This is a genomic window from Hymenobacter sp. HD11105, assembly GCF_054051685.1.
Map to the genome: position 1 here is coordinate 635726 of NZ_JBSWBR010000002.1, position 22991 is coordinate 658716.

General features: G+C 53.2%; 12 protein-coding genes. 7 read left to right on the plus strand and 5 right to left on the minus strand.

The genetic code is table 11. The features are described 5' to 3' along the window. Nucleotides 1-99 precede the first annotated feature (99 nt). Nucleotides 100-1500 carry a putative sensor domain DACNV-containing protein gene (locus ACW9KT_RS08945; protein WP_457079471.1) on the minus strand — a complete coding sequence of 467 codons (1401 nt, stop codon included), beginning with the start codon at nucleotides 1498-1500 and terminating at the stop codon, nucleotides 100-102. A gap of 78 nt (nucleotides 1501-1578) precedes the next feature. Here ACW9KT_RS08945 and ACW9KT_RS08950 point away from each other — a divergent pair, with 78 nt between their 5' ends. Both ACW9KT_RS08950 and ACW9KT_RS08955 read left to right on the plus strand, forming a co-directional pair. After that, nucleotides 1579-4296 (plus strand): polynucleotide kinase-phosphatase, encoded by a 2718-nt coding sequence (locus ACW9KT_RS08950; protein WP_457079473.1) that lies wholly within the window; start codon nucleotides 1579-1581, stop codon nucleotides 4294-4296. Nucleotides 4297-4504: 208 nt separating this feature from the next. Continuing rightward, nucleotides 4505-5215, plus strand: a complete 711-nt coding sequence (locus ACW9KT_RS08955; protein WP_457079475.1) for a trypsin-like serine protease — start codon at nucleotides 4505-4507, stop codon at nucleotides 5213-5215. Between the two features lie 19 nt (nucleotides 5216-5234). Here ACW9KT_RS08955 and ACW9KT_RS08960 read toward each other — a convergent pair whose 3' ends face one another. Beyond that, nucleotides 5235-6938: a M28 family metallopeptidase gene (locus ACW9KT_RS08960; protein WP_457079477.1), complete on the minus strand. Its 1704-nt coding sequence runs from the start codon at nucleotides 6936-6938 to the stop codon at nucleotides 5235-5237. Between the two features lie 331 nt (nucleotides 6939-7269). Here ACW9KT_RS08960 and ACW9KT_RS08965 point away from each other — a divergent pair, with 331 nt between their 5' ends. Beyond that, on the plus strand, nucleotides 7270-13272 hold the full coding sequence (locus tag ACW9KT_RS08965) for a carboxypeptidase-like regulatory domain-containing protein (RefSeq protein WP_457079479.1): 6003 nt from the start codon (nucleotides 7270-7272) through the stop codon (nucleotides 13270-13272). A gap of 133 nt (nucleotides 13273-13405) precedes the next feature. Here the strand turns inward: ACW9KT_RS08965 and ACW9KT_RS08970 are convergent, their stop codons facing one another. The 3 genes from ACW9KT_RS08970 to ACW9KT_RS08980 all read right to left on the minus strand — a co-directional run bounded on the left by ACW9KT_RS08970 (nucleotide 13406) and on the right by ACW9KT_RS08980 (nucleotide 17024). Then, nucleotides 13406-14059: an alpha/beta hydrolase gene (locus ACW9KT_RS08970; RefSeq protein ID WP_457079481.1), complete on the minus strand. Its 654-nt coding sequence runs from the start codon at nucleotides 14057-14059 to the stop codon at nucleotides 13406-13408. 3 nt (nucleotides 14060-14062) lie between these two features. Beyond that, the gene (locus ACW9KT_RS08975) at nucleotides 14063-14998 is read right to left on the minus strand and encodes a ring-cleaving dioxygenase (RefSeq protein ID WP_457079483.1); all 936 of its coding nucleotides are present in this window, start codon (nucleotides 14996-14998) and stop codon (nucleotides 14063-14065) included. 325 nt (nucleotides 14999-15323) lie between these two features. Continuing rightward, the gene (locus ACW9KT_RS08980; RefSeq protein ID WP_457079485.1) at nucleotides 15324-17024 is read right to left on the minus strand and encodes an RICIN domain-containing protein; all 1701 of its coding nucleotides are present in this window, start codon (nucleotides 17022-17024) and stop codon (nucleotides 15324-15326) included. A gap of 1444 nt (nucleotides 17025-18468) precedes the next feature. Between ACW9KT_RS08980 and ACW9KT_RS08985 the strand changes: the two genes are divergently transcribed. The 4 genes from ACW9KT_RS08985 to ACW9KT_RS09000 all read left to right on the plus strand — a co-directional run bounded on the left by ACW9KT_RS08985 (nucleotide 18469) and on the right by ACW9KT_RS09000 (nucleotide 22948). Further along, on the plus strand, nucleotides 18469-19665 hold the full coding sequence (locus ACW9KT_RS08985; protein WP_457079487.1) for a tyrosine-type recombinase/integrase: 1197 nt from the start codon (nucleotides 18469-18471) through the stop codon (nucleotides 19663-19665). Between the two features lie 846 nt (nucleotides 19666-20511). Continuing rightward, on the plus strand, nucleotides 20512-20835 hold the full coding sequence (locus ACW9KT_RS08990) for a helix-turn-helix domain-containing protein (protein ID WP_457079489.1): 324 nt from the start codon (nucleotides 20512-20514) through the stop codon (nucleotides 20833-20835). Between the two features lie 3 nt (nucleotides 20836-20838). Beyond that, the gene (locus tag ACW9KT_RS08995) at nucleotides 20839-22065 is read left to right on the plus strand and encodes a VapE domain-containing protein (protein ID WP_457079490.1); all 1227 of its coding nucleotides are present in this window, start codon (nucleotides 20839-20841) and stop codon (nucleotides 22063-22065) included. Nucleotides 22066-22240: 175 nt separating this feature from the next. Next, nucleotides 22241-22948, plus strand: a complete 708-nt coding sequence (locus ACW9KT_RS09000; protein WP_457079492.1) for a hypothetical protein — start codon at nucleotides 22241-22243, stop codon at nucleotides 22946-22948. Nucleotides 22949-22991: the final 43 nt, after the last annotated feature.

The following is a 22991-nucleotide window of genomic DNA, read 5'->3' on the forward strand; positions in this document are numbered from 1 at the left end:
AACAGAAAGGGGTGAAGCGGGATGAGGGCTAACCGGCGCGTACGCATGCCCGCCGGGCTAAGCTAGCTATTACTATTGTTCGTCAAACTTACATCGCATTTAGCTTCGTCCTTCCCGGTGTCCACTCGCACTAGGCTGTGCTAGTTGCTTGCCAAGTTCACTTTTAATGTGAAGCGGCCTACTTATTTTTTCGCTTTTAATAAATTGTTGGACTTTGATATTTTCCCAGATAATTAATTTATCCTCTACTCTTGTAATAGCGCGAATGTCCCCATCCTGAGAAATAACAAATCCTAAACTCCCAGGATTATTCCAGCAGTAAGAAAACATAGAGCAGTGCCGCGTGCCAAATTGATTAGGACTTACGGCTGTAATTTTTTCATCGCGCACGGTAGCGCTTCTAGATACATATACGTATTGTGGCAAAGGCTTAGACCGAATAACAGTGCCGAACCCTTTGACTTTTAAATCGGTGGTCAGCACCACTAAACCATCAATACAGGAAAGGGAAGAAATAAATCGGATGGCACCTTTTATTTCGTCACTCGTTTCATTTTTCTGCGCTTCCGATACGTTTTCGCTTACATATAACGATACAGGAAGCAGATTTTTCTCGTCTCTTGAGAATTGATCGGCTATAGCATTTGAGTATTTATAGTGAGAGATATTTAGCTGAATATAATTTACTATTGCCTTGTATAAACGATCATATGATAACTCGTGCTTTACATTTAGACCGGCTTTTTTATACGGTGTTATCAAAAATGCCCCCCCGTGATGATAGTTCTGAGTTTTAAGCAGTATGCGCGATAACGACTGAATTATAGAGGTTTCTATGTACTCATCCCAGTCTCTGGGGTCTTCATCTTTGTGCTGTTTTTTAATATAATTCCGAATTGCCTTTTTATATGGTTCGGAAAATGATTTTAGTATAGCGTTTACGGTGCCTTTTCTAAAAACATCGACGTAATTGCTGATCAGCGTGTTCTGCTTTAAGGTGGCGATTAGCTCGTAATCGAGCATTACATAAATGCTTCCGATGTCGGATATGGTGGTCTGGAAAAACCCGGGCTGTTCGGAGCCGGATTCGGTTTCGTAATTGAGAAAATCTTGGTAGTGAACCGCTTGGTCGATCATTCCCCAGATATACAGCTCATTATTGGAGTCGTAATAAACGGCCAGCGACGAGCTCCAGGGGTCGGCTGCTTTCGACAGCTTCACGATGTTTTTCACCGTGAAGGGAATGCGCTTTCGGAAGCGGATATAATTCCAGCGGTCGGCCACAATGCGCTCTGGTGGGCTGGGGTCGGGGTCGGCGGGATCGATGAAGGTGACGGTGACCTTAATGAGCTGGCCTTCTTCCGTTTTGAGGCTCGTAAAAAACAGGTTCTCGAACAGATGAGTTAATATGCTCTCGCTGGGCTGTGGATAGTTCGTCTTTGTTAGCTTTTTGTATACCAGCCTAGCTAAATCGTGATATGTGGAGTTTATATGTGCCATCGTATCGTGCCGAATAAGCTAGAAACCCGTTAACGTTGCCAAATAAGCTATTCCTAAATATACGCCCGCTTTGCTTTTATGCCTCTGACGACCCTAAAACTTCCCGAACTCTCGCTAGTCCTACTTATGGGCACGTCGGGGGCGGGAAAGAGTACGTTTGCCCGTCGCTTGTTTCGGGCCACCGAAATCGTGTCTTCGGACTACTGCCGGGCCCTGGTTGCCGACGATGAAAACGACCAGTCGGCCACGCCCGATGCGTTTGCCTTGTTGCAATACCTGGTAGGCGTGCGCCTCAAGCGCGGCCTGCTCACGGTAGTAGATGCCACCAACGTGCAGCCCGAGGCCCGCAAAGTCCTCGTGCAGCTGGCCCGCGACTACCACGTGCTGCCCACCGTCATCATCCTCGACGTGCCCGACCGCGTAGCCGAGGACCGCAACCAAGCCCGCCCGGAGCGTCGGCACATGCCGCGCCACGTGGTGCCCCAGCAGCGCCAACAACTACGCCGCAGCCTCAAAACCCTTAAACAGGAAGGCTTTCGGCACATTTATCACCTGCACGGCCCCGAGGAAATAAACGCCGTGCAGGCTATCGTGCGCGACCCGCTTTACAGCAACCGAAAGCACGAAACCGGCCCCTTCGACATAATCGGCGACGTGCACGGCTGCTACGACGAGCTGGTGCAGATGCTAGATAAACTGGGTTATGTGGTAGAAGTAGAGCCGGTGGTGGACGTGCGCGATTTAGGTGTGCGGGTGACGCGCCGTTCTGAGCCTGTTGCTTCTGAAGCTTCAGGAGATGCTTCAGAAGAGAATAAACCCATAACATTCGGCTCTACTTCCTTCCAAGAAGGAGCTAGGGCAGAGATTAATAGAGCTGAACGCCGAGTCATTTTCCTAGGCGACCTAGTTGACCGTGGCCCGGCCTCGCCGCAAGTGCTGCGCTTGGTTATGCGCATGGTGCAGGATGGCTTGGCCTTATGCGTGCCCGGCAACCACGATATTAAGCTGCTGCGCCATCTGGGGGGCAAAAATGTAAACGTGCAGCACGGTTTTGCCGAAACGCTGGAGCAACTCGCGGCCGAGTCGGATACGTTTAAAAGCCAGGTGCGGCAGTTTCTGGATGGGCTCGTTAGTCACTATGTGCTGGATGGTGGCCGTCTGGTGGTGGCGCACGCCGGCATGCGCGAAGACATGCAGGGCCGCGGCTCGGGCGCCGTGCGGGCATTTGCATTGTTTGGCGAAACGACCGGCGAGATTGACGAGTTTGGCTTGCCCGTGCGCTACAACTGGGCCTCCGAGTATCGGGGCAGGGCCATGGTGGTGTACGGCCACACGCCCGTGCCTGAGGCTGAATGGCTGAATAACACCATCGACATTGATACGGGCTGCGTGTTTGGCGGCCAACTCACCGCCCTGCGCTACCCCGAGCGGGAGTTGGTAGCTGTGGCCGCTGCCCAAGTGTACTGCGAGCCGGTGCGCCCACTGAATTACCGCGCCCTTCAGCTTCTGGAGGCCACCCAAACCGACCTCTCCGCCCAACAGCAGCACGACGACCTGCTGGATATTCGCGACGTGACGGGCAAGCAAATCATCCGGCCGCGTCTGCTGCCATCGGTTACCATTCGGGAGGAAAACGCCATTGCCGCCCTGGAGGTGATGAGCCGGTTTGCCCTCAACCCCAAGTGGCTGCTGTATTTGCCTCCCACCATGTCGCCCACCGAAACCTCGCCACTGCCCGACTTGCTGGAGCACCCTGCCGAGGCCTTCGACTATTTCCGCCGCCAAGGCGAGGAGCGCGTGGTGTGCGAGGAAAAGCACATGGGCAGCCGCGTAGTGGTGGTGCTGGCCCGCGACGAGGACGCCGCGCGCCGCCGCTTCGGGGTTGTAGGCGAGGGGCCAGGCAAGTGCTACACCCGCACCGGCCGCAACTTCTTCAACGACCCCGCTCTGGAAGCTGCCTTCCTCACCCGCCTGCAAGCGGCGCTTACGGGGGGAGATTTTTGGGAGAAGTTTCAAACCGACTGGGTTTGCCTCGATGCCGAGCTGCTGCCGTGGTCGGCCAAGGCTCAGGAACTGATAAAGAACCAGTACGCCGCTGTAGCTGCGGCCGCCGACGCTGCCCTGCCCCTGGCCGAGGCCACACTAGCCCAAGCCACCACCCGCGGCCTCGATGGCGTAGAAGCCCTGCTGGCCCGCACCACGGCCCGCCGCACCGCTGCCTCTCACTACGCCGAGGCCTACCGTCGCTACTGCTGGCCGGTAGAAAGCCTGGACGATTTGCGCCTGGCGCCCTTTCATCTACTAGCCACCGAGGGCCGCACCTACTTCGATAAAGACCATGCTTGGCACATGGAAACCCTACGCGCCCTCAGCCTCCAAGATCCCGGCCTGCTCCGCGCCACCACCTACCACGTAGTAAATTTGCAAGACCCCGCCGCCGTAGAAGCCGCTACCCAGTGGTGGACCGACCTCACCGAAGCCGGCGGCGAAGGCATGGTGGTAAAGCCCTATGAGTTCATTCCCGCCACCAAAAAAGGCCTAATCCAGCCCGCCCTCAAGTGCCGCGGCCGCGAGTACCTGCGCATCATCTACGGCCCCGACTACCTGCTGCCCGGCAACCTGGAGCGCCTGAAGGAGCGGGCCGTAAAAGGCAAGCGCAACCTAGCACTGCGGGAGTTTGCCCTCGGTGTGGAAGGTCTGGAACGTTTCGTAGCCGGCGCCCCGCTGCGCGAGGTGCACCAGTGTGTATTCGGCGTGCTGGCGCTGGAAAGCGAAGCAGTAGACCCGCGACTCTAAACGGCGATCTTGACTGCAAAAGCGAAAGTATTGGGTATACTCAAGGCCCAAAAAAGCCAGTGGCAAATCCTGAAGAGAGGTGTCACTGGCTTTTGTATTTACCTGGTTAACAACTTTGATGCAGTAACCACCATTGAATATCTTAGGTGCTTCGTCGATTCTAACAGCGCTTTTTAAGAGAAAGAATATGCGGTTTATCGCGCTATTGATGCTTGCCCTGCTTACAACTAAATGTAGCGGGCGGGAGCAGGTCTCCAAAAAGACGTTCCCAGAGATTGCCCTGACCAACCGGATTGATTTCACCGACTCAGAATTCAACCAGCCACGATTCAGTTGTGGCTTCCTTCTAAAGCACCACAATGACACCTTCGCCATTACGGCTAAGCACTTGCTCAAAGTAATTAAGACCAAAGAGATGAACAGCGTTTCCTTTGGCAACAGCCTCAAAGGCTGGTCCTTATTCTCATTGAGCAACCCACAGAATATAGTTGTAACGAATAAGCTGCTCAACGAGAATAAGGCAGAGGCCCTGAAAGACAAAACGACTTACGATGAGGACTGGCTGGCTTTTTCACTTCAGTCAAACCGTTCCGCCGTGAAGCCCTTGGAAATCCGAACGGCGCCGCTAACGCCGGGAGAGAAGCTGTACGTGGTGGGCTGGACTCGCCACATGGAAAGTGGCCCCCAGCGGGTGTATGAGTTTGCTTACTATAAAACGATAGGCAACCGGATACTCCTGAAGGATATAGTAGTGCCCGAGCAATTCGGGGGACTGAGCGGGGCGCCGCTGGTGGATAAGCAAGGGCTCGTTGTAGGAATTGTATCCAACGGCACAGAAGACTCCGGTAAAAAGTATTTCTCGCCCTGCTCAGTGAAGGGGTTAGTGTCTTTTATCGAAAAGTACCAGCACAGCAATTAATTGCAGCGGCGCAAAACAGCTACTGACTCATGCTCTTATCCCGCGCACCTTTAAACTCCGAGCCTGCTTTCCACTGCGGAAAAGTAGTTTCGCTAGCTAAGCGCTGCCCAACGCGGAAGTACAACTGCGCGTCCTGGGTGATGCCGGACAAGTCCCAGCTGGGGTCGAACTGGTCGGCGGGCTTGTGGTACATGTTGGTGGTGTAGTTCTGACGCTGCTGGGCGATGTATTCCTTGCCGCGGGTGCGGCTCTCGAAGCCACCGCTGGCGTAGAGCGAGGGCACGCCCACGTGGGCGAAGCTGAAGTGGTCGGAGCGATAGAACATGCCGGTTTCGGGCGTTTGGTCGGGGAGCATGTAGCGGTCCTGCTCCTTGGCGGCAGCGCGGGCGTACTCCTCCAGCTCCGACTGACCGTAGCCGATGACGGTGAGGTCCTTCATCTTGCCGTAGGGCCAGAGCATGTCCATGTTCAGGTCGGCCACGGTTTTGTTGAGCGGGAACACCGGATGTTGGGCGTAGTAAGCCGAACCCAGAAGGCCCTGCTCTTCACCCGTCACGGCCAGAAACACGATGCTGCGGGCGGGCTTCTGGGGGACTTTTTGGAAGGCTTCGGCAATGCTCAGCAGAGCGGCCAGGCCGGTGCCGTCGTCCACGGCGCCGTTGTAGATGGAGTCACCGGCAATGGCTTTGCCCACGCCAAAGTGGTCCCAGTGGGCCGAGTAGATGATGTACTCATTGGGGCGAGTAGTGCCGGGTAGCACCGCCAGCACGTTGCGGCTGGTCTGGCGTCGGAGCTTATTCTGGATGCTGGCTGAGACTGTGAGGTTGCCGAGTGGGCGAGGACGGAAGCCTTTCTGATTGGCAGCGGCGTAAAGCTGATCGTAGTTCTGGCCGGCGGCCTGGAAAAGACGCTTAGCCGCATCAAGTGTCAGCCAGCCTTCGATGGCGCACTTGCTGGCGCCTTTGTCGGTAGTTTGGGCGCGCAGCTTGGGGCTGATGGCTCCACTTAGGACCACCGACCACGGGTAGGCGGCCGGCTTGGTGTCGTGCACGATGAGCACGCCGGTGGCGCCTTGGCGGGCGGCTTCCTCGTATTTGTAGGTCCAGCGGCCGTAGTAGGTCATGGCCTTGCCTTTGAACAGGGTGGTGTCGGTGCCCGCGTTGCCGGGGTCGTTCACGAGTACCACCACGGTTTTGCCTTTCACATCGAGGCCCGCGTAGTCGTTCCAGCCGTATTCGGGCGCTACCACACCGTAGCCAGCAAATACCAGCGGAGAGTTAGTGACGGTCACCTGGGGCTGCTCGCGCTGAGTGAAGGCCACAAAATCGGTCTTGTATTGCAAGTTCAGGCTTTTGCCGTTGCCCTTGATCTGCATAGTAGCGGCCGGGGTGCCCGTTATTTCCACCAGCGGCACAGCCTGAAAGTAGCTGCCATCGGGGCCGGGCTGGAGGCCAAGCTGCTTGAATTGGTCGGCCAAATATTGGGTGCTGCGTTCCTCGCCCACGGTAAACGGCTTGCGGCCCATCATCTCATCCGACGACACGGCTTGCAGGTACTTGCTGATGCTGGCCGAACTGACAGTATCAGTAGAAGCGGCAGCTTCGGTAGTGGCAGTTGCTGACTGCGTGGCCTCCGTGGTGTTGGAGCTAGATTGAGACTGGCAACTGGCCAAGGCCAAGGCGAGTAGTCCAGCTACGGTAGAAAAACGAGGGAGTGGTAGCATGCGTGAATGACAGTTGAACCTCAAAGGCCAAATGACAGGTTTTGAGGAGAGCTGACGAAAAATGTTCAGTTTATCAATAGTAACAGATATTCGCTTACGAATCCTACGCTCAGGCCCTGTCCTTCATCTTGCAGGTCTATACATACTCGTATCCAAAGGCCCTCACCGAAGTTGAAGCAACACACAACCATAGGTCGTAGAGTGATAAAATATTACGAATATTTTTTCGTGGCATCGTGTGGAAAAGAGCCCCCCAGGGCATCATTCTCACGTCGGCCGACGGATAGCTTGGGCTCGACCAGTCTTCTGGCCCTTCTAACCTCCCTTGCCTATGCCCCGATGCCTACGCCTCGCCTGTGTTTTACTGTATTTGTTGAGCTGGCAGGTGGCCGCGGCTCAGCAGCGCTTGGCTCAGGGCCGGCAGCGCAGCTACTACATCAAAGTCTTCTGCCTCACCGACGCCGAAACGCTACTGCTGTATCAGAAAGGTCTGGCCGCAGCTAAAGCCAGCTTCTTCACCCAGCCCGTCGATTCGTTTCCCACCGATAGCCTTCGCCAGTGGCGCCGCCCGTTGCCGGTGGGCTACTACCTGGTGGCCCACACCGAGGGCCCGCGCCTGGTGTACTGGCTGCGCTCCGTCACCGACCGCGAGGTAGTGGTGCTGGATAATCAAGTCGATCTGGCCCTAGTGGTGCGCGATACTACCGGCCAGCTGCTCGACGGTCGGGCGCAAGTGCACATAGGAGGGCGCGAGGTGCCGTTTGACGCTACTACGCACAGCTTCCGGAAGGCGCGGGGCGGGCGCGGCGGCATCGTGGCCGTCACCCAGGGAGGGCGCACAACCTATCATCTTCTCAACCGGACATTTCCCTCTAGAACGCAGCACACAGTCCGCAGCGTGGCTAATCGGGTGGTGTTTGGGTTTCCGCTGGGCTATCTCACGGGCCCCGTGCGCAACTTTGTGCGCGGCCTCAGGCACTTCAGCTATACGACCACCGGACTGGTGGGCTTGGTGCGGTCGGTGTTTAGTGAAGACGTGCGCGATGAGCGCCAAAATCAGCGTGAGCAGCGGTGGGAGCAGGCCTGGACCCACTACCTGGTATTCAGCAAGCCCCGCTACCTGCCCCAAGGCGACACGTTGCGTCTGAAGGCACGGGTGACCCGGCGCGACGGCGGCCGGCCCTGCACCAAGCCGCTTACGCTGTGGCTCACCAATGCTAGCAAGCCCAAAAAAATAGCCGTGCTCCGCCCCGAACGGCCTGGTTCTTACGTCTTTGAGTTGCCGCTCACCGATACGCTGGGGCTGCAAAGCAGCCGCCCGGTGTACGTGCGGCTGGCTAACGACCAGGATATTACCCTGGCCAGCGGCGAGTTTCAGCTGGAAGATTATGAGTTGAAAAACACCCGCTACACCCTGCGCGTAGCCGAAACCGAGCAGCGCCGGGGCACGCTGCAGGCTCTGTTTCTGCATGGCACCGATGCCAATGAGCTGAACCTGCTCGATGCGCGGGTGCGGGTGGCAGTGGTGCCTACGGAGGTTACGCGCCTGGCCTCGCCCGTGGTGTTTGTGCCCGATACGCTCTGGACGCACGCCCAAGCGCTTGACCCCGTGGGCGAAACCCGCCTGAATTTGCCCCACAGCCAGCTGCCCGCCGCCGAGTTGCGCTACCGCGTAGAAGCTACTTTCCTGAATTCTGACAATGAGCGCCACGCCGAGCAGGCCCAGGTTACCCATCGCCTCGACCCCGGCCAGCTGACCGTGCAGCTCCACAACGACTCCGTGCAGTTGCGCTACCAGCAAGCCGGCAAAAATGCCCCCCAGGCCGCTACGCTGGAAGTTTGGCCCCCGAGCTCAACCCTAAAGCAGCCCCTGTTTCGTGGCCCCGTGCAGCTGCCGCTGGATTTGTCGGTGCTGCCCCAAGCGGCGAGTTACGTGTTGCGCGATGCTACCGGCCGCACCGCCGAACTGCGCCTGACGCCCGCCAACGCCGCCCTGGCCCTGCGCTCCGACCGCACCCACGACTCAATTTTTGTAGAAATGGAAAACCCCCACCGGCTGGCGTTCTGGTACTTCGTGTACCGGGGCAATGAGTTGGTGCACCGGGGCTATAGCCGGGAGCTGAGAATGGCCGAACGGGCCAGCAGCCCTGAGCCCTGGTTTGCCTCGGTGCAGTACGAGTGGGGTGGGGAGATGCGTACCGAAGAATATAGCATTCCGCTGAGCCAAAGTCAGTTGCAGGTGCGCGCCGAGCAGCCCGCCGTGGGCTATCCCGGCCAGCGCATCCGCCTGACTTATCACGTTACGGATGCTGGGGGCGCGCCGGTGCCCAATGCCGACCTTACCTCCTACGCCTACACCAGCAAGTTCCGGCAGCCCGAGGCCCCCGAACTGCCCAGCGCCGAGCCGCCTACGGTGAGCCGGCGGGCCGGGCGGCGGTTTCGGCTGGCGGAGCAGTTTGATAATAAACCCGAGCAAACCAGCCAGCAACCGCTCGATTGGGCCCAGTGGCGCGCCCAGCTAGGGCTCGATTCGCTGGTGTTTTATCAATTTCTGTATCCTAAGTTCGGCGTATTTGGCGAATACCGACCCGCGCCGGGTGGCCTGACACAGGTAGCGCCCTTCGTGATGGATTCGGGCCGAGTGCAGCCCGCAGCAGCCGTCTACCTCGATGGCGTGCCAATTTACATTCGCGCCATCAACCACACCGAGCCTTATGCTCTGGTGGCCGACAGCGGCTACCACACTCTGGCCGTGCGCACCGCCACCCGCCTCATCACCTTGCGGGGCGTGTATCTGCGGCCCATGCACAAACTCACCATCAGCCTCGACCTGAACTATCCGCGCCCTGATATGACGGTGGAAGAGCGCCCCGCCACTTTTACTCCCCTTGAGCAAACCGAGCTAAATCGACGTTTGCTGCCCGTAAGCATCGCCAATTTGCCCCCCGGAGCGTGGCCCACGCTCCGGCAGGGCGCCCGTTTGCAGGTGCTGACGTATCAGCATCGTTCCCAGCAGGACTACCAAAATGCGGTGTGGCTGGGCGGGCCGTTTCGGGCCGACTCGGTGCTGTACCGGGAGGGGAGCGGGCTGCGGCAGAAGTTCTTGTTTGAGCCCACCTACCGCTACACCTTCGCGCCGGGCCTGCTCAAGCAAACCAGCACGGAGGCTTACCGCTTTGAGGGCCTAACTCACTACAGCTATGCCGATTCGCTGCCGTTGCGCGGCTTTGCTTACACCGAAGCCGCCGTGCGCAAGCTTCAGGAGCGGTTCCGCTTTCAGCCCGCTACCAGCAGCGCCTGGACCTTCGTGCAGCTCGATGACACCGTACGGACCCGCGCCGGACAGGGCCGCTTGGTGCTCTGGCCGCCACCCGCCGAGGCCGATACGAAGCCGCAAACGCCCGCTTTGCCCGCTGTTTTATACACCTTAATTACCCAGCAAAGCCAGCCAAAGTTTGGTCGGCTGTTGCGTGGACTAATGCCTGTGCAAGGCCTGAAGCCGGGCAAGTACCGTGTGGCCGTGCTGCTGGCCGATAGCACCTGCCTGGTGCCGGCCGATGTAAACGTTCGAGCCGGCGGCACTACGTACGTTCAGCTTCAGCGTACGCATCGGCAGCCAAAAGGTGCTACGAGCCGGCGCGTAAGTCGTTTCATCGAGACGCGCACCACGCGTTCGACGGCGGCGACTGATCAGCCGGCTGTGCGCACCTACCAAATCCGGGAGACGTCGGCGGCGGAGCGGCGGGGGTGGCCGCTGGTGCGGGGACGGGTACTCGATAGAAGTTCGGGCGAAGGCTTGCCGGGTGTCACGGTGCTGGTAAAAAGCACCAGTGTTGGCGTTTCCAGCAACGCCGATGGCAGTTTCGAGCTAAACGTGCCCTACGGCGGCACGCTGGCTTTCTCATCCATTGGCTATATAACGATGGAACGTGTAGTGATTGGTCGGGAGCTGGAAGTCAGCTTGAGCATGGATACCAAGCAGCTTTCGGAGGTGGTTGTGACGGGTTTAGGTAGCCAATATCTACAGGGTCGAGTGGCTGGAGTAATGATAACTAATAGTGTATCAAGTGTAGGCGGCAGTAGAGTCAGAATTAGAGGCAATGCCAGCTTGCCCATGACCACGTCACCACTCTATATCGTGGATGGATTGCCTTTCAATGGGCGAGTGGAAGACATTGACCCCGCTTCCATTCTTTCCACCACTGTACTCAAGGACGCGCAAGCCGAGGCAATTTACGGCGCTAAAGCCGCGGGTGGAGTGGTTATCATCAAAACCAAGGCCACCAAAACACCTCGTTCCCTAACCGATCCCACGGCCCCAACCGACGCCGACAACACCCTGCCCGACGGTCGTGACCCGCGCCTGGCTTTGCGTCGCCGCTTCTCCGACGTCGGCTGGTGGCGCCCCAACCTGCTTACTGATGCCCGCGGCCAAGCCACCACCGAAGTCACCCTGCCCGACGACGTAACCGGATGGGATACCTTCGTACTAAGCTCCGACAACCACGGCCGCACCGGCAGCGCCACCGCCAGCCTGCGCTCCTTCAAAGGCCTGCTGGGCGAGCTGGCCGTACCGCGCTTCCTGGTAGCCGGTGACAAGGCCCAGGTGCTGGGCAAAACCCTCAACTACCTCTCCGACACGGCCCAGGTCACGACCAGTTTCCGGGTGGGCGCCACCGTGGCCCGCACCGCGCGCCACCAGGTAGTTACATCGGCCCTGGATACACTCACCGTCACGGCTCCTGCCGCGGTCGATTCCCTGCAAGTCACCTTTAGCCTGCAAAAACCGGATGGCTACGCCGATGGCGAAGTGCGCACCGTGCCCGTGCTGCCCGCCGGCACCCGCGAGCGAGTCGGCACCTTCGCCGTGCTCACCGCGGCTGACACCACCTTGCAGCTCACCTTCGACCCCAAACTGGGCGAAACCACCGTGCGCCTGGAAAGTGACCCGCTGCCCTTGTTGTTGGAGGAAATTCGCCACGTGCAGCAGTACGCCTACCTCTGCAACGAGCAGGCCGCCTCCAAGCTCAAAGCCCTGTTGCTGGAACAGCGCATCCGCGAGTTTCTGCACCAGCCGTTCACCCACGCCAAGGACGTAAACCAGCTGATTCGGCGGCTGCGTCAGGGCCAGCAGAAACCGGGCCTGTGGGGCACCTGGCCAACTTCGCCCATCAGCGCCTGGGCCACGCTGCACGTACTGGAAGCTCTGTTAGAGGCTGAAAAGCAGGGCTACAAAGTGCAGTTCGACCGCGACGAAGTGGAGATCTATCTTCTTAAACAGCTGGACCTGAGCTTTGCCGAAAAACGAAATGCAGCCTTCGTGGGGGGCTTTTTCAGCACTTCTGATGATCGGCTGCGCCTGTTGCAGCTCCTGCACCGCCTGGGCGTGCAAACCGATTACGCCACCTACATCACCCGCCTGGAGCGCGGCCGGCAGCAACTGGATACCCATCTGGCCCTTACCCATTTGCGCCAGGAGCTGAAGCTGCCCTACCAGTTGGATAGCCTACGGCGCTACCGCTTCACTACCCAGTTCGGGGGGGCTTTTTACGAAGATACCCTACGCTCCAGCACCTACTACCGCTACCTGCTAAGTGGACGGATAGGCACCACGTTGCTGGCTTACCGGGTGCTGCGGGCCGCCGGCAACCACGAAGCCGAACTGCTGCGCATCCGCACGTTCCTGCTGAACCAGCGGCGCGTGGGGCACTGGGCCAGCACCTACGAGGCCGCCCAGATTCTAGAAACCATCGGCCCCGACTTATTTGCGCCCGGCCGGGCCACAGTAGCGCGGGTGCAGTTCAGCGGCGGCCTCAACCAGGAGGTAACGCAGTTTCCCTTTGAGGCCAAAATGCCCCCCAGCACTGGTTCGTTCACCTTGCGCAAGGAAGGTCTGCTGCCCGTGTATGCCACCGCCTACCAGACCTTCTGGAACCCCCAGCCCACCGCCGTAGCCGCGCCCTTCCTCGTAACGACTATGCTAGCCGGTCAAACAGGCGCGCAGGTGAAGCTCAAGGCCGGTCAGCCCGCGGAGCTGCTGGTGACGGTCGATGTGACCGCAGAAGCGCGCTATGTGCTCTTAGAGGTGCCCATCCCGGCCGGCTGCTCCTACGGCGACAACAAGGCGGGCAATGCCTTCGAGGTGCACCGCGAATACCTGCGCCACCAAACTGGCATCTTCATCGACGTACTGCCCGTGGGCCGCCACACCTTCCGCATTGCCCTGCAACCACGCTTTCGGGGACAATACACTCTGAACTCCGCCCGCGCCGAATTGATGTATTTTCCCACTCGTTTCGGCCGCTCGGCCAGCAAGCAGACCAAAATTAAATAGACGTAGATAATCTTCTTTACTCTATCAACCATCGTCCCTAAATGAAGAAAGGCTCAGAATTAATTCTGGGCCTTTCTTCATTTAGGGCTTAATAGTAGCCTAGTTATTAATCATTAGATCAGACAATTAAAATTTAAGCAACATGCCCAAAATAATGCTGATACCAAGCAGCAGCTTGTGCTACATCTTGAGGAGTGAGGTTATGACCGGCCAGAGCATCGTAGCGCGTCAGGGCAAACCCCCGAGCGTTTAGCAGCGCCGCGTAGCGCTCCGTAGCGGCAGGGTCCACAGTAGGGTCGCGCTGGCCGGGGGCGAAGAATACAGGGACGCTGTGGGGGGCTTTTTGGTTGTCACCGGAAGGCGCAGCGGGTACGTCCGTAAGCGGCTGCATAGGGCGTAATAAGGCCGCACCGGCTAATAACTCCGGATACATCAGCAGCACGCTGCCAATCAGGTTGGCGCCATTAGAATAGCCTAGTGCAATAACATTTTGTAGGTCAAAGCCCTGCTGGGGGGCAATTTCGCGCAGAAAGTGCACCAGTTCGTGGGTGCGGAACCGAACGTCATCCTCGTCGAATACGCCCATGCCTAGGCGGCGGAAAAAGCGCGGCATACCGTTCTCCAGCACGTTACCCCGCACGCTCAACACGTTGAGGTCGGTGCCGAAGTTCGCAGCTAGGGGCAGCAAGTCGTGTTCATCACCGCCGGTGCCGTGGAGCAGGAGCAAGGTACGTCCGGCGGGCCGCGTAGAGGGCCGATAAATATGGTGAAGGGGCTGATAATCCATGCGCTAGCGGATAACGGGTAAGTGAGCCTCAATCTGGGCGCGGCGCTTTTCGTACTGAGGCGGCAGCAACAGATGAGTGCCTAACTCCTCTAACGGCTCGTCGATCATGAAGCCAGGATTATCAGTCGCAATTTCAAACAAAACGCCCCCCGGCTCGCGGAAATACAGCGAGTGAAAGTACTGCCGGTCAATCTGGGGGGTAATATCGAGGCCCCGCGCCAGCACCTTTTCCCGGAACCGCATCAGGGTCGCATCGTCTGGCACGCGGAAGGCCACATGGTGTACCGAGCCACCCGCCACGTGCCCGCGGGATTCGCCAGGGGCTTCCACCAAATCGATAATAGCCGCGCCCGGCACCGCGTCGGTGGCAAAACGGTAGCGGTTTACGTGCTGCTCCACCAGCTTATAGCCAAAGACCTCGGTCAGAATCTCAGCTGTGCCCTTAATGCTAGCTAAGGTCAGGGTCACATTATGAAAGCCTTTGGTGGCAACTTCAGCACTCACGTCGGCCGTGGCCCAGGGCGTACGCGGGTCGGGGTTCTTCGCTATGGCCAGCTCCAACTTCAGGCCATCGGGGTCCAGGAAGGTGAGGTAGGGCTCGCCAAACTTCTCGCTGGGCTTGTTGAACGTCACGTTGTGCTGCTCAAAGCGCTTGAGCCAGAAGTCGAAGCTGCCCTCGGGCACCGAGTAGCCAATCTCCGTCGCCTGCCCCGTGCCACGTCGGCCAGGCGTCATATGCTGCCAGGGAAAAAACGTGAGGATAGTGCCCGCCGAGCCTATTTCATCTCCAAAGTAGAAATGGTAAGTGCTAGGGTCATCAAAGTTGACGGTCTTTTTCAAAAAGCGCAACCCTAAGACGTTGGCGTAAAAGTCGTAGTTGCGCTGGGCGTCGCTGGCAATGGCCGTGACGTGGTGTAGCCCAAGAATTCGATCAGACATGAAATTTGGTCTCTAAAAGTAAACTAATAAGCAAGTATTCAAGCATAGGACATAAACTTGAAAATTTGACTTAAGTTATTTGTAACCTATGCTAAATCAGTGCGTAAAAACTATCGTAGTACCTGCGTAGGAACAGGTTGCCTAAAAATTCAGAGCAAAGTAATATATAACTTAATAATTATTCAGCTGACCACAAAATTATAAGGAATCCATTTTGCACTTAGTTATTATACAACAAAAAACCCCTCACAGGGAGGGGCTTTTGCTGATTTATCAGATAGAGAACACTAACAGAAACAAGTCTCTTTAACTAACTCTAACGTTTTTATTCGCGCGTGAGTATCCAACGCTGAGCATTCGTGCCGTTGTCATCCCACTTCTGCACTTTAGCTCCATTTTGGCTGCTGTTGTTATCAACGTCAAGCACTTTATTCGAGCCTTTACCTGTAAGCTTATATGTGCCATCGTCATTGCGCGTGAGTATCCAACGCTGAGCATTCGTGCCGTTGTCATCCCACTGCTGCACTTTAGCTCCATTTTGGCTGCTGTTGTTATCAACGTCAAGCACTTTATTAGTGCCCTTGTGTGTGAGCTTATATGTGCCATCGTCGTTGCGAGTAATAACCCAACGTTGAGCAGTTGAGCTATTTCTATCCCAAATCTGCACTTTAGCACCAGTACTGTTGCTATTGTTATCTACATCAAGTGCCTTATTTGAACCTTTGCCTGTGAGTGTGTAAGTGCCGCCCGATACAATCTCGCTGCTGCTGGGTGGGGTAGGAGCGGGCGCAGGTGCTGGAGTTGGAGACGGTGTAGAAGTGCCGGTAGTTGGGCCAAGTATTACACCATTATTACGGACTTTAGCTTCCCATGAAACAAACTCAGCATTTTCCATATCACGGGTGATAAGGCCGGGTATTTCTACGTTCAAATCATAACGATGGGGCTCAGCTGCATCAGGCAGATACTGATCATTACGCATTCTGGGGAGGTTCGTATTTCTGTTAACATAGCCAACCACATTGTTGTAAGCTCTGTTGTTGAAAAATATGCCTTCGCCCAATTTCAAAACATAGATACCTACGTTCGCAGACTGCATATAAGTACCGTCTGCCAAATAACCGGATGAGATAATTCGGTTATTATAGAATTCTAGGTCGTGACCTGTTGCTATACAAATGCCTTGGGTACCTGTGCTAACGATCTGATTATCGTAAGCCTTTGCGAAGCCAGTAGCTGCTCCCATGTCGAAGCTAGGACCGTCTCCCATATTGATTCCACCCCCACCATAGCTCTCCGATGATCTTGGATCTGATGGGTAAGCTCCCTGAATGTAGTTGTTGTGGATTCGGATAGGGTTATCTCCAGTTCCACTAGACATATAGAGGTTTATGTTCTCCTCTACTCGGCTATTGAATGGTTGATTGATTACCTGATTCCAGGCAATCTCAGCTCCTCTAACTTGACGTACGCTGTTGAACTGCACAAATTGTGACCACTCAAAACCACCATTACGGGTGCGGCCATCAATGTTGCTTGCTTTGTTGTAAAGGATTTTAACTGTTTCGTTTTCTGAGTGGTTGCCTTGATAGTGGGCCAGATAAATACCTGAAGTATGCTCAAGGTAGTTATGCTCTATTCGCATATTCTTGAAGGTGCCAGCATCTATAAAGCGGCCACGGCGCACGTTATCTCTACTAGGCTCAAGTCCGTAACCCTTAGTATTACGAACGGTAAGGTTAACACCCGGATAATGGGCCTTAATAACTACCCCTCTGCTTCGAATAATCGCATTCTCAATTACTACTGGTTCTGATGTACTGACAGTGATAGCGGGAACATCCGAGTCGTTGCTCTCAAAGTTACCAGTGTAAGTACCGCCTCTAGTAATAACTAAGGGTCCTCTAAAATCTTGTGCGAAGCTGGTATGAGCACCGCATGTGAGAAGGAGAAGCAGCCAAGAAAAAAGACTCAAGTGGTGTGTCGCTCGGCGTGCAGGAACGGGTGTAAGGTGTTTGATGTGCATGCGTAGGAAGGGTTGAAAGAATAGAAAGAACAATCCAGAGAAATTCAAACGGACGAGTTTAAACCGTGGTATAGCGGTTTATAAGGGGCAATATTAATGGATAAAATCTACCCGAAAAGCATAGAACAAAAAGTTGCACATAGTGGAAACGACATAAACGCAACCATAACGGCTAGTTAAAAATACTATGGATTGTGCACAAAAAAAGCCCATTAGCGTGCTTTAGGGGCTTTTTTTTTATATTTCAAAAGGTTGCATCATAGTTAATTATTACAAGAAAATAGCGAAAAAGTGCCCCAATAAAATGCTGTGAGATTTTGTAGGCTTGTTCCTTTAATAGCTGTTTAATAAGCATATAATCTAATATTAAGCTATGGTTGAGGACCTCAAAAAAAGCCAGTACTTGGTTGATGGATTCCTTTTATAATAATGCCTTATGGGTTGTTCAAAGCGATGAGCTACTAGTAATTGTTAAGAATGGTGATAGGTAATTTATTAAGCATATTTTATAAAATATATATTATAACTAATATTATAATAAAGTCCCTAATGACACTGACTCGTTTATTATGCAATCATACTAATTGAAAAAAATGAGTTATGTTATATGCTTTATTGCATGTTAAAATTATTCAATATGTAAACGTTTATGCTTTACCGTTGTGTAGCTTTTTTACTCTATTGTTTTAGTGATAGCTCTTTATCTTGGTTTAATGCTCATTAATAAAATACACTAATAACTATCAGTGCTAAATCAAAACTATAGATAAATAGGGGTAGACTGTTAGCAACTGGCAAGCCTTTAACAGATTACAGGAGCTTTTAAGGGTCGTAGCGTAATTATTACGTATGTCCCTGCGCAGCACTTATAGTGTACAAACGACTGGTAAAACAGAACAACAGCAGTTTAATCCTTCAACTCAAGATGTATAAAGAACTCAACTAGGGCTGCTTGGGCACCAGTAGGCTTCGCCTTGTATAATTGTCGAACAATGACGCCTCCTGGATCACAACCTGCTTACATGGCTTGGTTGATTATGTAGCTGTAACGAGAGAGAAGGAGTTGTTACTCTTCTGTTCATTACCATCTAAGCACCATAAATAAGGCATTTACTAAAGTCTACTTAACTTTTTTATTCAGATACTTAGCGGCGTAAAGTATGGTTTTACTGATGCTGCTTAAAAAGCTTTATAACAAAAAAAGGCCCCTAGCGTAGTGCTAAGAGCCTTTTTTGCGGTCCGGACGGGACCATGGTAATTGCACCCGTTTTCTTTCAAATTCCTTGTTTTGCTGCGTAAGAGCAGTTTTTACTTCTGTGATGAGGTTAAAACGAAGCAGGCAATAGTACTTAAATGAGGCAAATGTTTTACCTATTGTTTTACCTGTTCCGAATTTAGGGCTACCTTTCTATAGACTGTAACTAAAGTGCTTTCTATGGCAAGTGTGAAGATTATCCTGATGGAGAACAAGGCGAACAAAGCGGGCGAGATGCCTGTGTACTTGCGCATCATCAAGGACCGGAAGCCGAAGTACCTTTCCATCGGACTGCGCGTTAAGCTCAGCGACTGGAACAACGATCTGAGCCGCGTTCGGAAGTCTCATCCCAACTCGCAGCGAGTGAATGCCTTTATCGCGCAAAAGGCAGCCGAAGCTGAGGAAGTATCCCTGGAACTGCAAATAGAGTCAAAGTTTGTTGCGCCGGTGCAAATCAAGAAGGCCCTCATGGGACAGTCGTCGGAGAGCTTTTTGAAGTACTTCGCTAGGTACTTACGTTCCTTAGATAAGGCTGGTAAGATTGGCTCCCTAGATAAGGCTACTGCCGTCTACTCGAAGCTCAAAGTTTTTATGGGGCTGAGCGACCTGTTATTCGATGAGATTACGGTTAGCTTCCTGAAGCAGTATGAGGCGTATCTGCGCGAAGAGCTGGGGAACTCTGTGAATACCATTCATTCTAATCTGAAAATCATCCGCAAGCTTATTAACGATGCCGTTCAGGAGGATCTAGTTTCCCCCGAGCGTAATCCCTTTTTAAAGTATAAGCTCAAGCTCGAGAAGACAACAAAAGCATTCCTGTCAGAGGAGGAACTGGAGAAGATATGGCTGCTACCCCTTATCAAAGGGAGTAAAATGTACCATCACCGAAACATCTTTGTTTTCTCGGCCTACGCGGGTGGACTCCGTATTTCGGACTTGCTCCAACTCAAATGGGGTAACTTCTCCAGCACCCACATCCGTCTCACCATGCACAAGACGAATGATGTGGTGTCCATCAAGATTCCTAACAAAGCGCTAGAGATCCTCCAGTTGTACAAGAGCGCCGACAGCAAGCCCTCTGCTTATATATTCCCTTTCCTTGGTGTCGGGAAGGATTACACGAATCCTAGGGTTTTATTCAAAGCAATCTCTTCCGCGACGGCTTACGCTAACAAGGATCTGAAGACCATAGCCAGAACAGCCGGAGTAGACACCCTAATTAGCTTTCACAGCTCCCGGCACACCTTTGCGACTAGGGCCTTAGCCAAGGGCATGCCCATTGAGTATGTATCCAAGCTCCTCGGGCATTCATCTATCAAGACGACTCAGATTTATGCGAAAATTATCAACGAGAAGCTTGATCAAGCCATGGATGTATTCAATTAAAGAAGGGGCGGTAAGCCAAGAGCAACTTTTTATGCGCATAGTTTCTAGCGCACATCACTTCTCGATTGCCCATACCTATAAATCGGATGGCTGGCAGACAAAGTCAGTTTGAACTATCCTGTATATTACTCGGAACTATACGCACCCTTAATGTACGCCTAGACTGCATGCTGTGTGCTTGCCTTTGGGCTTTTCGGTAGCGTCCTGTTTCCCTGTACTAGTTATAGTGCTAGATACGCTTATTCCTCTAACTATTCTTATCCAACAAGGAACAAGTTTTACGCTAGTATGCCATTGGGAGGCTAACCAATCCTTTGATTAGCTGGATAGAATGTGACATACTAAAAGGGGCACTGCCTCATCGGCTGATTGTAGTGCTATCTTCTTAGATTCCATATAGCTAGCATACCCCTTTGTTGTCAATAGACTTAGTCGAGGTTACGGCGCCCTGCTAAGCCATTCTTATCGCTTTTCATCCAATACTCTGCTTGGTAGTAGGAGGGAATAGCTTGTCTACTGCATTGCGTTTTCTTAAGAGGAGTCAAGCCGTGTTACGACCACCTGTCTAAATAGACGAAAGATTTTTTATTATTTTTTTTAAGCTCTATTCTGTAGAACTTAAATATGAATAATACAATACAGGCCCTGCCTGAAAGTATTTTTGTAACCCGTCTCCACATTCTGTAGAACTTGAAGGTCTACAGAATGCTGTTAACCAGATAGATACGCTTGATAGGTGGCTTGCAAATTCGTATCCAGTGCTTAGCTTTGTATCATTAAGCATATCATTTACCTCCAAAACAACCAAAAATGCCTGACAGAAAGCGAGCCCCATAAGTATGATAAATGCCAGAATTAAGACTGAAAATAAATGTCAAAAAATACAGTATGGGATTTAAAGTAATCCAAGACGAGGCATTTGATCAACTACAACGAGATGCCTTCGCCTACATGAAAATGCTCTTTGAAGAAGAGCACAAGAAAGATGCATTAGAGTGGCTTGACTCAAACAAAGCACTGGCGTTGCTTAACGTCAGCAAGCGAACGCTCCAAGCTTGGAGAGACTCTGGCCTTCTTGGCTTTAGCCAGATTGGTAATAAAATCTACTATAGCCGGGAAGAGATCAACCGCTTTCTGCTTAGCCACTCCCACAAACCCTTTAAACGATAAATTATGGCACTGCCAAGTGCAACTGGCCCACCAGGACCAATAAAAAACAATCCGCTACAGCGGCAAGAAGATTATCTTAATAAGCACTGCGATTTCCGCTTTAACCAGGTAAAGGGAAGAATAGAGTTCCGGAATAAGGGCGAGCCCGAATTTCGTCCTCTGCTGGATTATGATACGAACTCTCTTTGGCGAGCGCTTTCAAAGGCTAAGATTCGGTCCCCTATCTCCACCCTGATCAACGTCTTGCACTCCAGCTTTACACCAAAGTACGACCCCTTCCTGGAGTATCTTGACTCTTTACCCCCCTGGGACCAAACGACGGACTATCTCCAGCTGCTTGCCGATACGGTAAATACCACCAATAATGAATTATGGTCCCGGTGGTTGCGCAAATGGGTGGTGGCTATGGTGGGGTCGTTGAAGCAAACAGAGGTTGTTAACCACTCAGTTCTGGTTTTAGCGGGCGGGCAGGGGGTAGGCAAAACTACCTGGATCGAAAATCTAGCACCAAGGTCACTGAAAGAGTACACCTTTTCCGGCGTCGTAGACCCGGGTAATAAGGATACTCTCGTTCACCTAGCTGAATGTATGCTCATCAATCTGGATGAGTTGGAGAACCTAAGCAAAAGTGAAATTGGCGCTCTTAAGAGCTTAATTACGCAGAGCACTATTAACCTGCGTCGTCCTTATGCTCGGAGTAGTGAAAAGCTTCCCCGCCGCGCCTCGTTTGCGGGTTCAATTAATAGCCGACAGTTTCTAAACGATACTACAGGGTCACGCCGATTCTTGTGCACTGATGTTGTGGGGATTGATAATGCCCATAACCTCGACATGGATCTGGTCCTTAGCCAAGCATTGTGGTTGTTTGAAAACGGCTTTCAATTCTGGTTCGATCAAAACGAAATAGCCGAAGTTCACGAGAACAACCATCAGTACCAGCATAGTACGTACGAGGAGGAAATGCTCCTCAAGGCTTTCTCGCCAGCCAAGAAAGACGAGGCGGGAAGCCTGTTCTGGACTACGTCTGAGATTGCTGCTGAACTCAGAAGCTGCTATAACGTCGGTAATGATCCGGGTAGCCTCTTGCGACTAGGAAAAGCCTTGGCGAAGAATGCTTTCGTCCGCAGTAAGAAGTCGGACCAGCGCTACAAATACTGGCTTAAACGAGTCGACGGCGGGACAATTGACCCGCTACTAATACCCGGATTTAATCCGGGTAAGCTCAGGTAGCCTTTTTTCACCAAAACTATGAGAATAAAAATTCGAGGCCCTTGCGGCCACAGGGCTACCTGTGCCCCGACCCCAACAGAATACGATAGCATCCTTCTAAATAGGTTACCAACTTACCTATAGTATCAAGAGGGCGATACTCACCTAGTGATCAACACTTTTACTCTCATTTTCCATGAATAACCCACAAGAAGATTTCAGCCCATCCTCCTTTAATCGATCAAACACTTTCATTACTCGTGCAGGAGTTAATCATCACATTCTCTACTGTCACACCATACCACTGCCACCCCTCACTCCTAAAGATAAAATTCGCCGTGCAGAGTGGATAAATGAGCACTTTGGAGCTACGTTCAATCCAAATATTCAAGCAGTGGATGTATTTAATTTAAAAGGAGAGCTACTCGGTACATTCCTGTCGCCTGAAGTATTAGCAGATGCCCTGATGGTTCCCAGCGATCTTGTAACAAAGGCCATAGCCGAGTCTAGTATGCTCCTCAATTGCTTTTTGGTAAGCTACAGCAATCAATTTGGCGCGGAAAGGTCTCAGGCATCATTGCCAAGTGCGGATACACCGAGCCCCTCATCTGCTGAAAGCTTAGAAACAGTAAGTGAGGAGGACTATTTGCAGCTCATTCAATTTAAGCCTGATAACAAGCCTATACTTAAGCAAGGAGTATCAGATCGACTCGAAAGGCTTGCTCGCTGCGAATGTCCTGTTCATGGCAAACCGATGATTATGAAAGCTGGCTTCGAGTTACATGGCGAGCATTATATACAGGTTGAATGTAGCAACTCATCTTGCGTGATAACAGGAATAGGTTGTTTTCACTCAGATCCAGTTTCCCTCCTGCCAGAGTTCGCCTACCTCTTGGTAGCATAAAGGATTTCGCCGCCTGAAGGTTAAATATAGACCCGCCTTCGCT

Coding starts and splice junctions, on each gene's coding strand:
- ACW9KT_RS08945 (WP_457079471.1), bottom strand. CDS start 1,500: ATGGCACATATAAACTCCACATATCACGATTTAGCTAGGCTGGTATAC.
- ACW9KT_RS08950 (WP_457079473.1), top strand. CDS start 1,579: ATGCCTCTGACGACCCTAAAACTTCCCGAACTCTCGCTAGTCCTACTT.
- ACW9KT_RS08955 (WP_457079475.1), top strand. CDS start 4,505: ATGCTTGCCCTGCTTACAACTAAATGTAGCGGGCGGGAGCAGGTCTCC.
- ACW9KT_RS08960 (WP_457079477.1), bottom strand. CDS start 6,938: ATGCTACCACTCCCTCGTTTTTCTACCGTAGCTGGACTACTCGCCTTG.
- ACW9KT_RS08965 (WP_457079479.1), top strand. CDS start 7,270: ATGCCCCGATGCCTACGCCTCGCCTGTGTTTTACTGTATTTGTTGAGC.
- ACW9KT_RS08970 (WP_457079481.1), bottom strand. CDS start 14,059: ATGGATTATCAGCCCCTTCACCATATTTATCGGCCCTCTACGCGGCCC.
- ACW9KT_RS08975 (WP_457079483.1), bottom strand. CDS start 14,998: ATGTCTGATCGAATTCTTGGGCTACACCACGTCACGGCCATTGCCAGC.
- ACW9KT_RS08980 (WP_457079485.1), bottom strand. CDS start 17,024: ATGCACATCAAACACCTTACACCCGTTCCTGCACGCCGAGCGACACAC.
- ACW9KT_RS08990 (WP_457079489.1), top strand. CDS start 20,512: ATGCCAGAATTAAGACTGAAAATAAATGTCAAAAAATACAGTATGGGA.
- ACW9KT_RS08995 (WP_457079490.1), top strand. CDS start 20,839: ATGGCACTGCCAAGTGCAACTGGCCCACCAGGACCAATAAAAAACAAT.
- ACW9KT_RS09000 (WP_457079492.1), top strand. CDS start 22,241: ATGAATAACCCACAAGAAGATTTCAGCCCATCCTCCTTTAATCGATCA.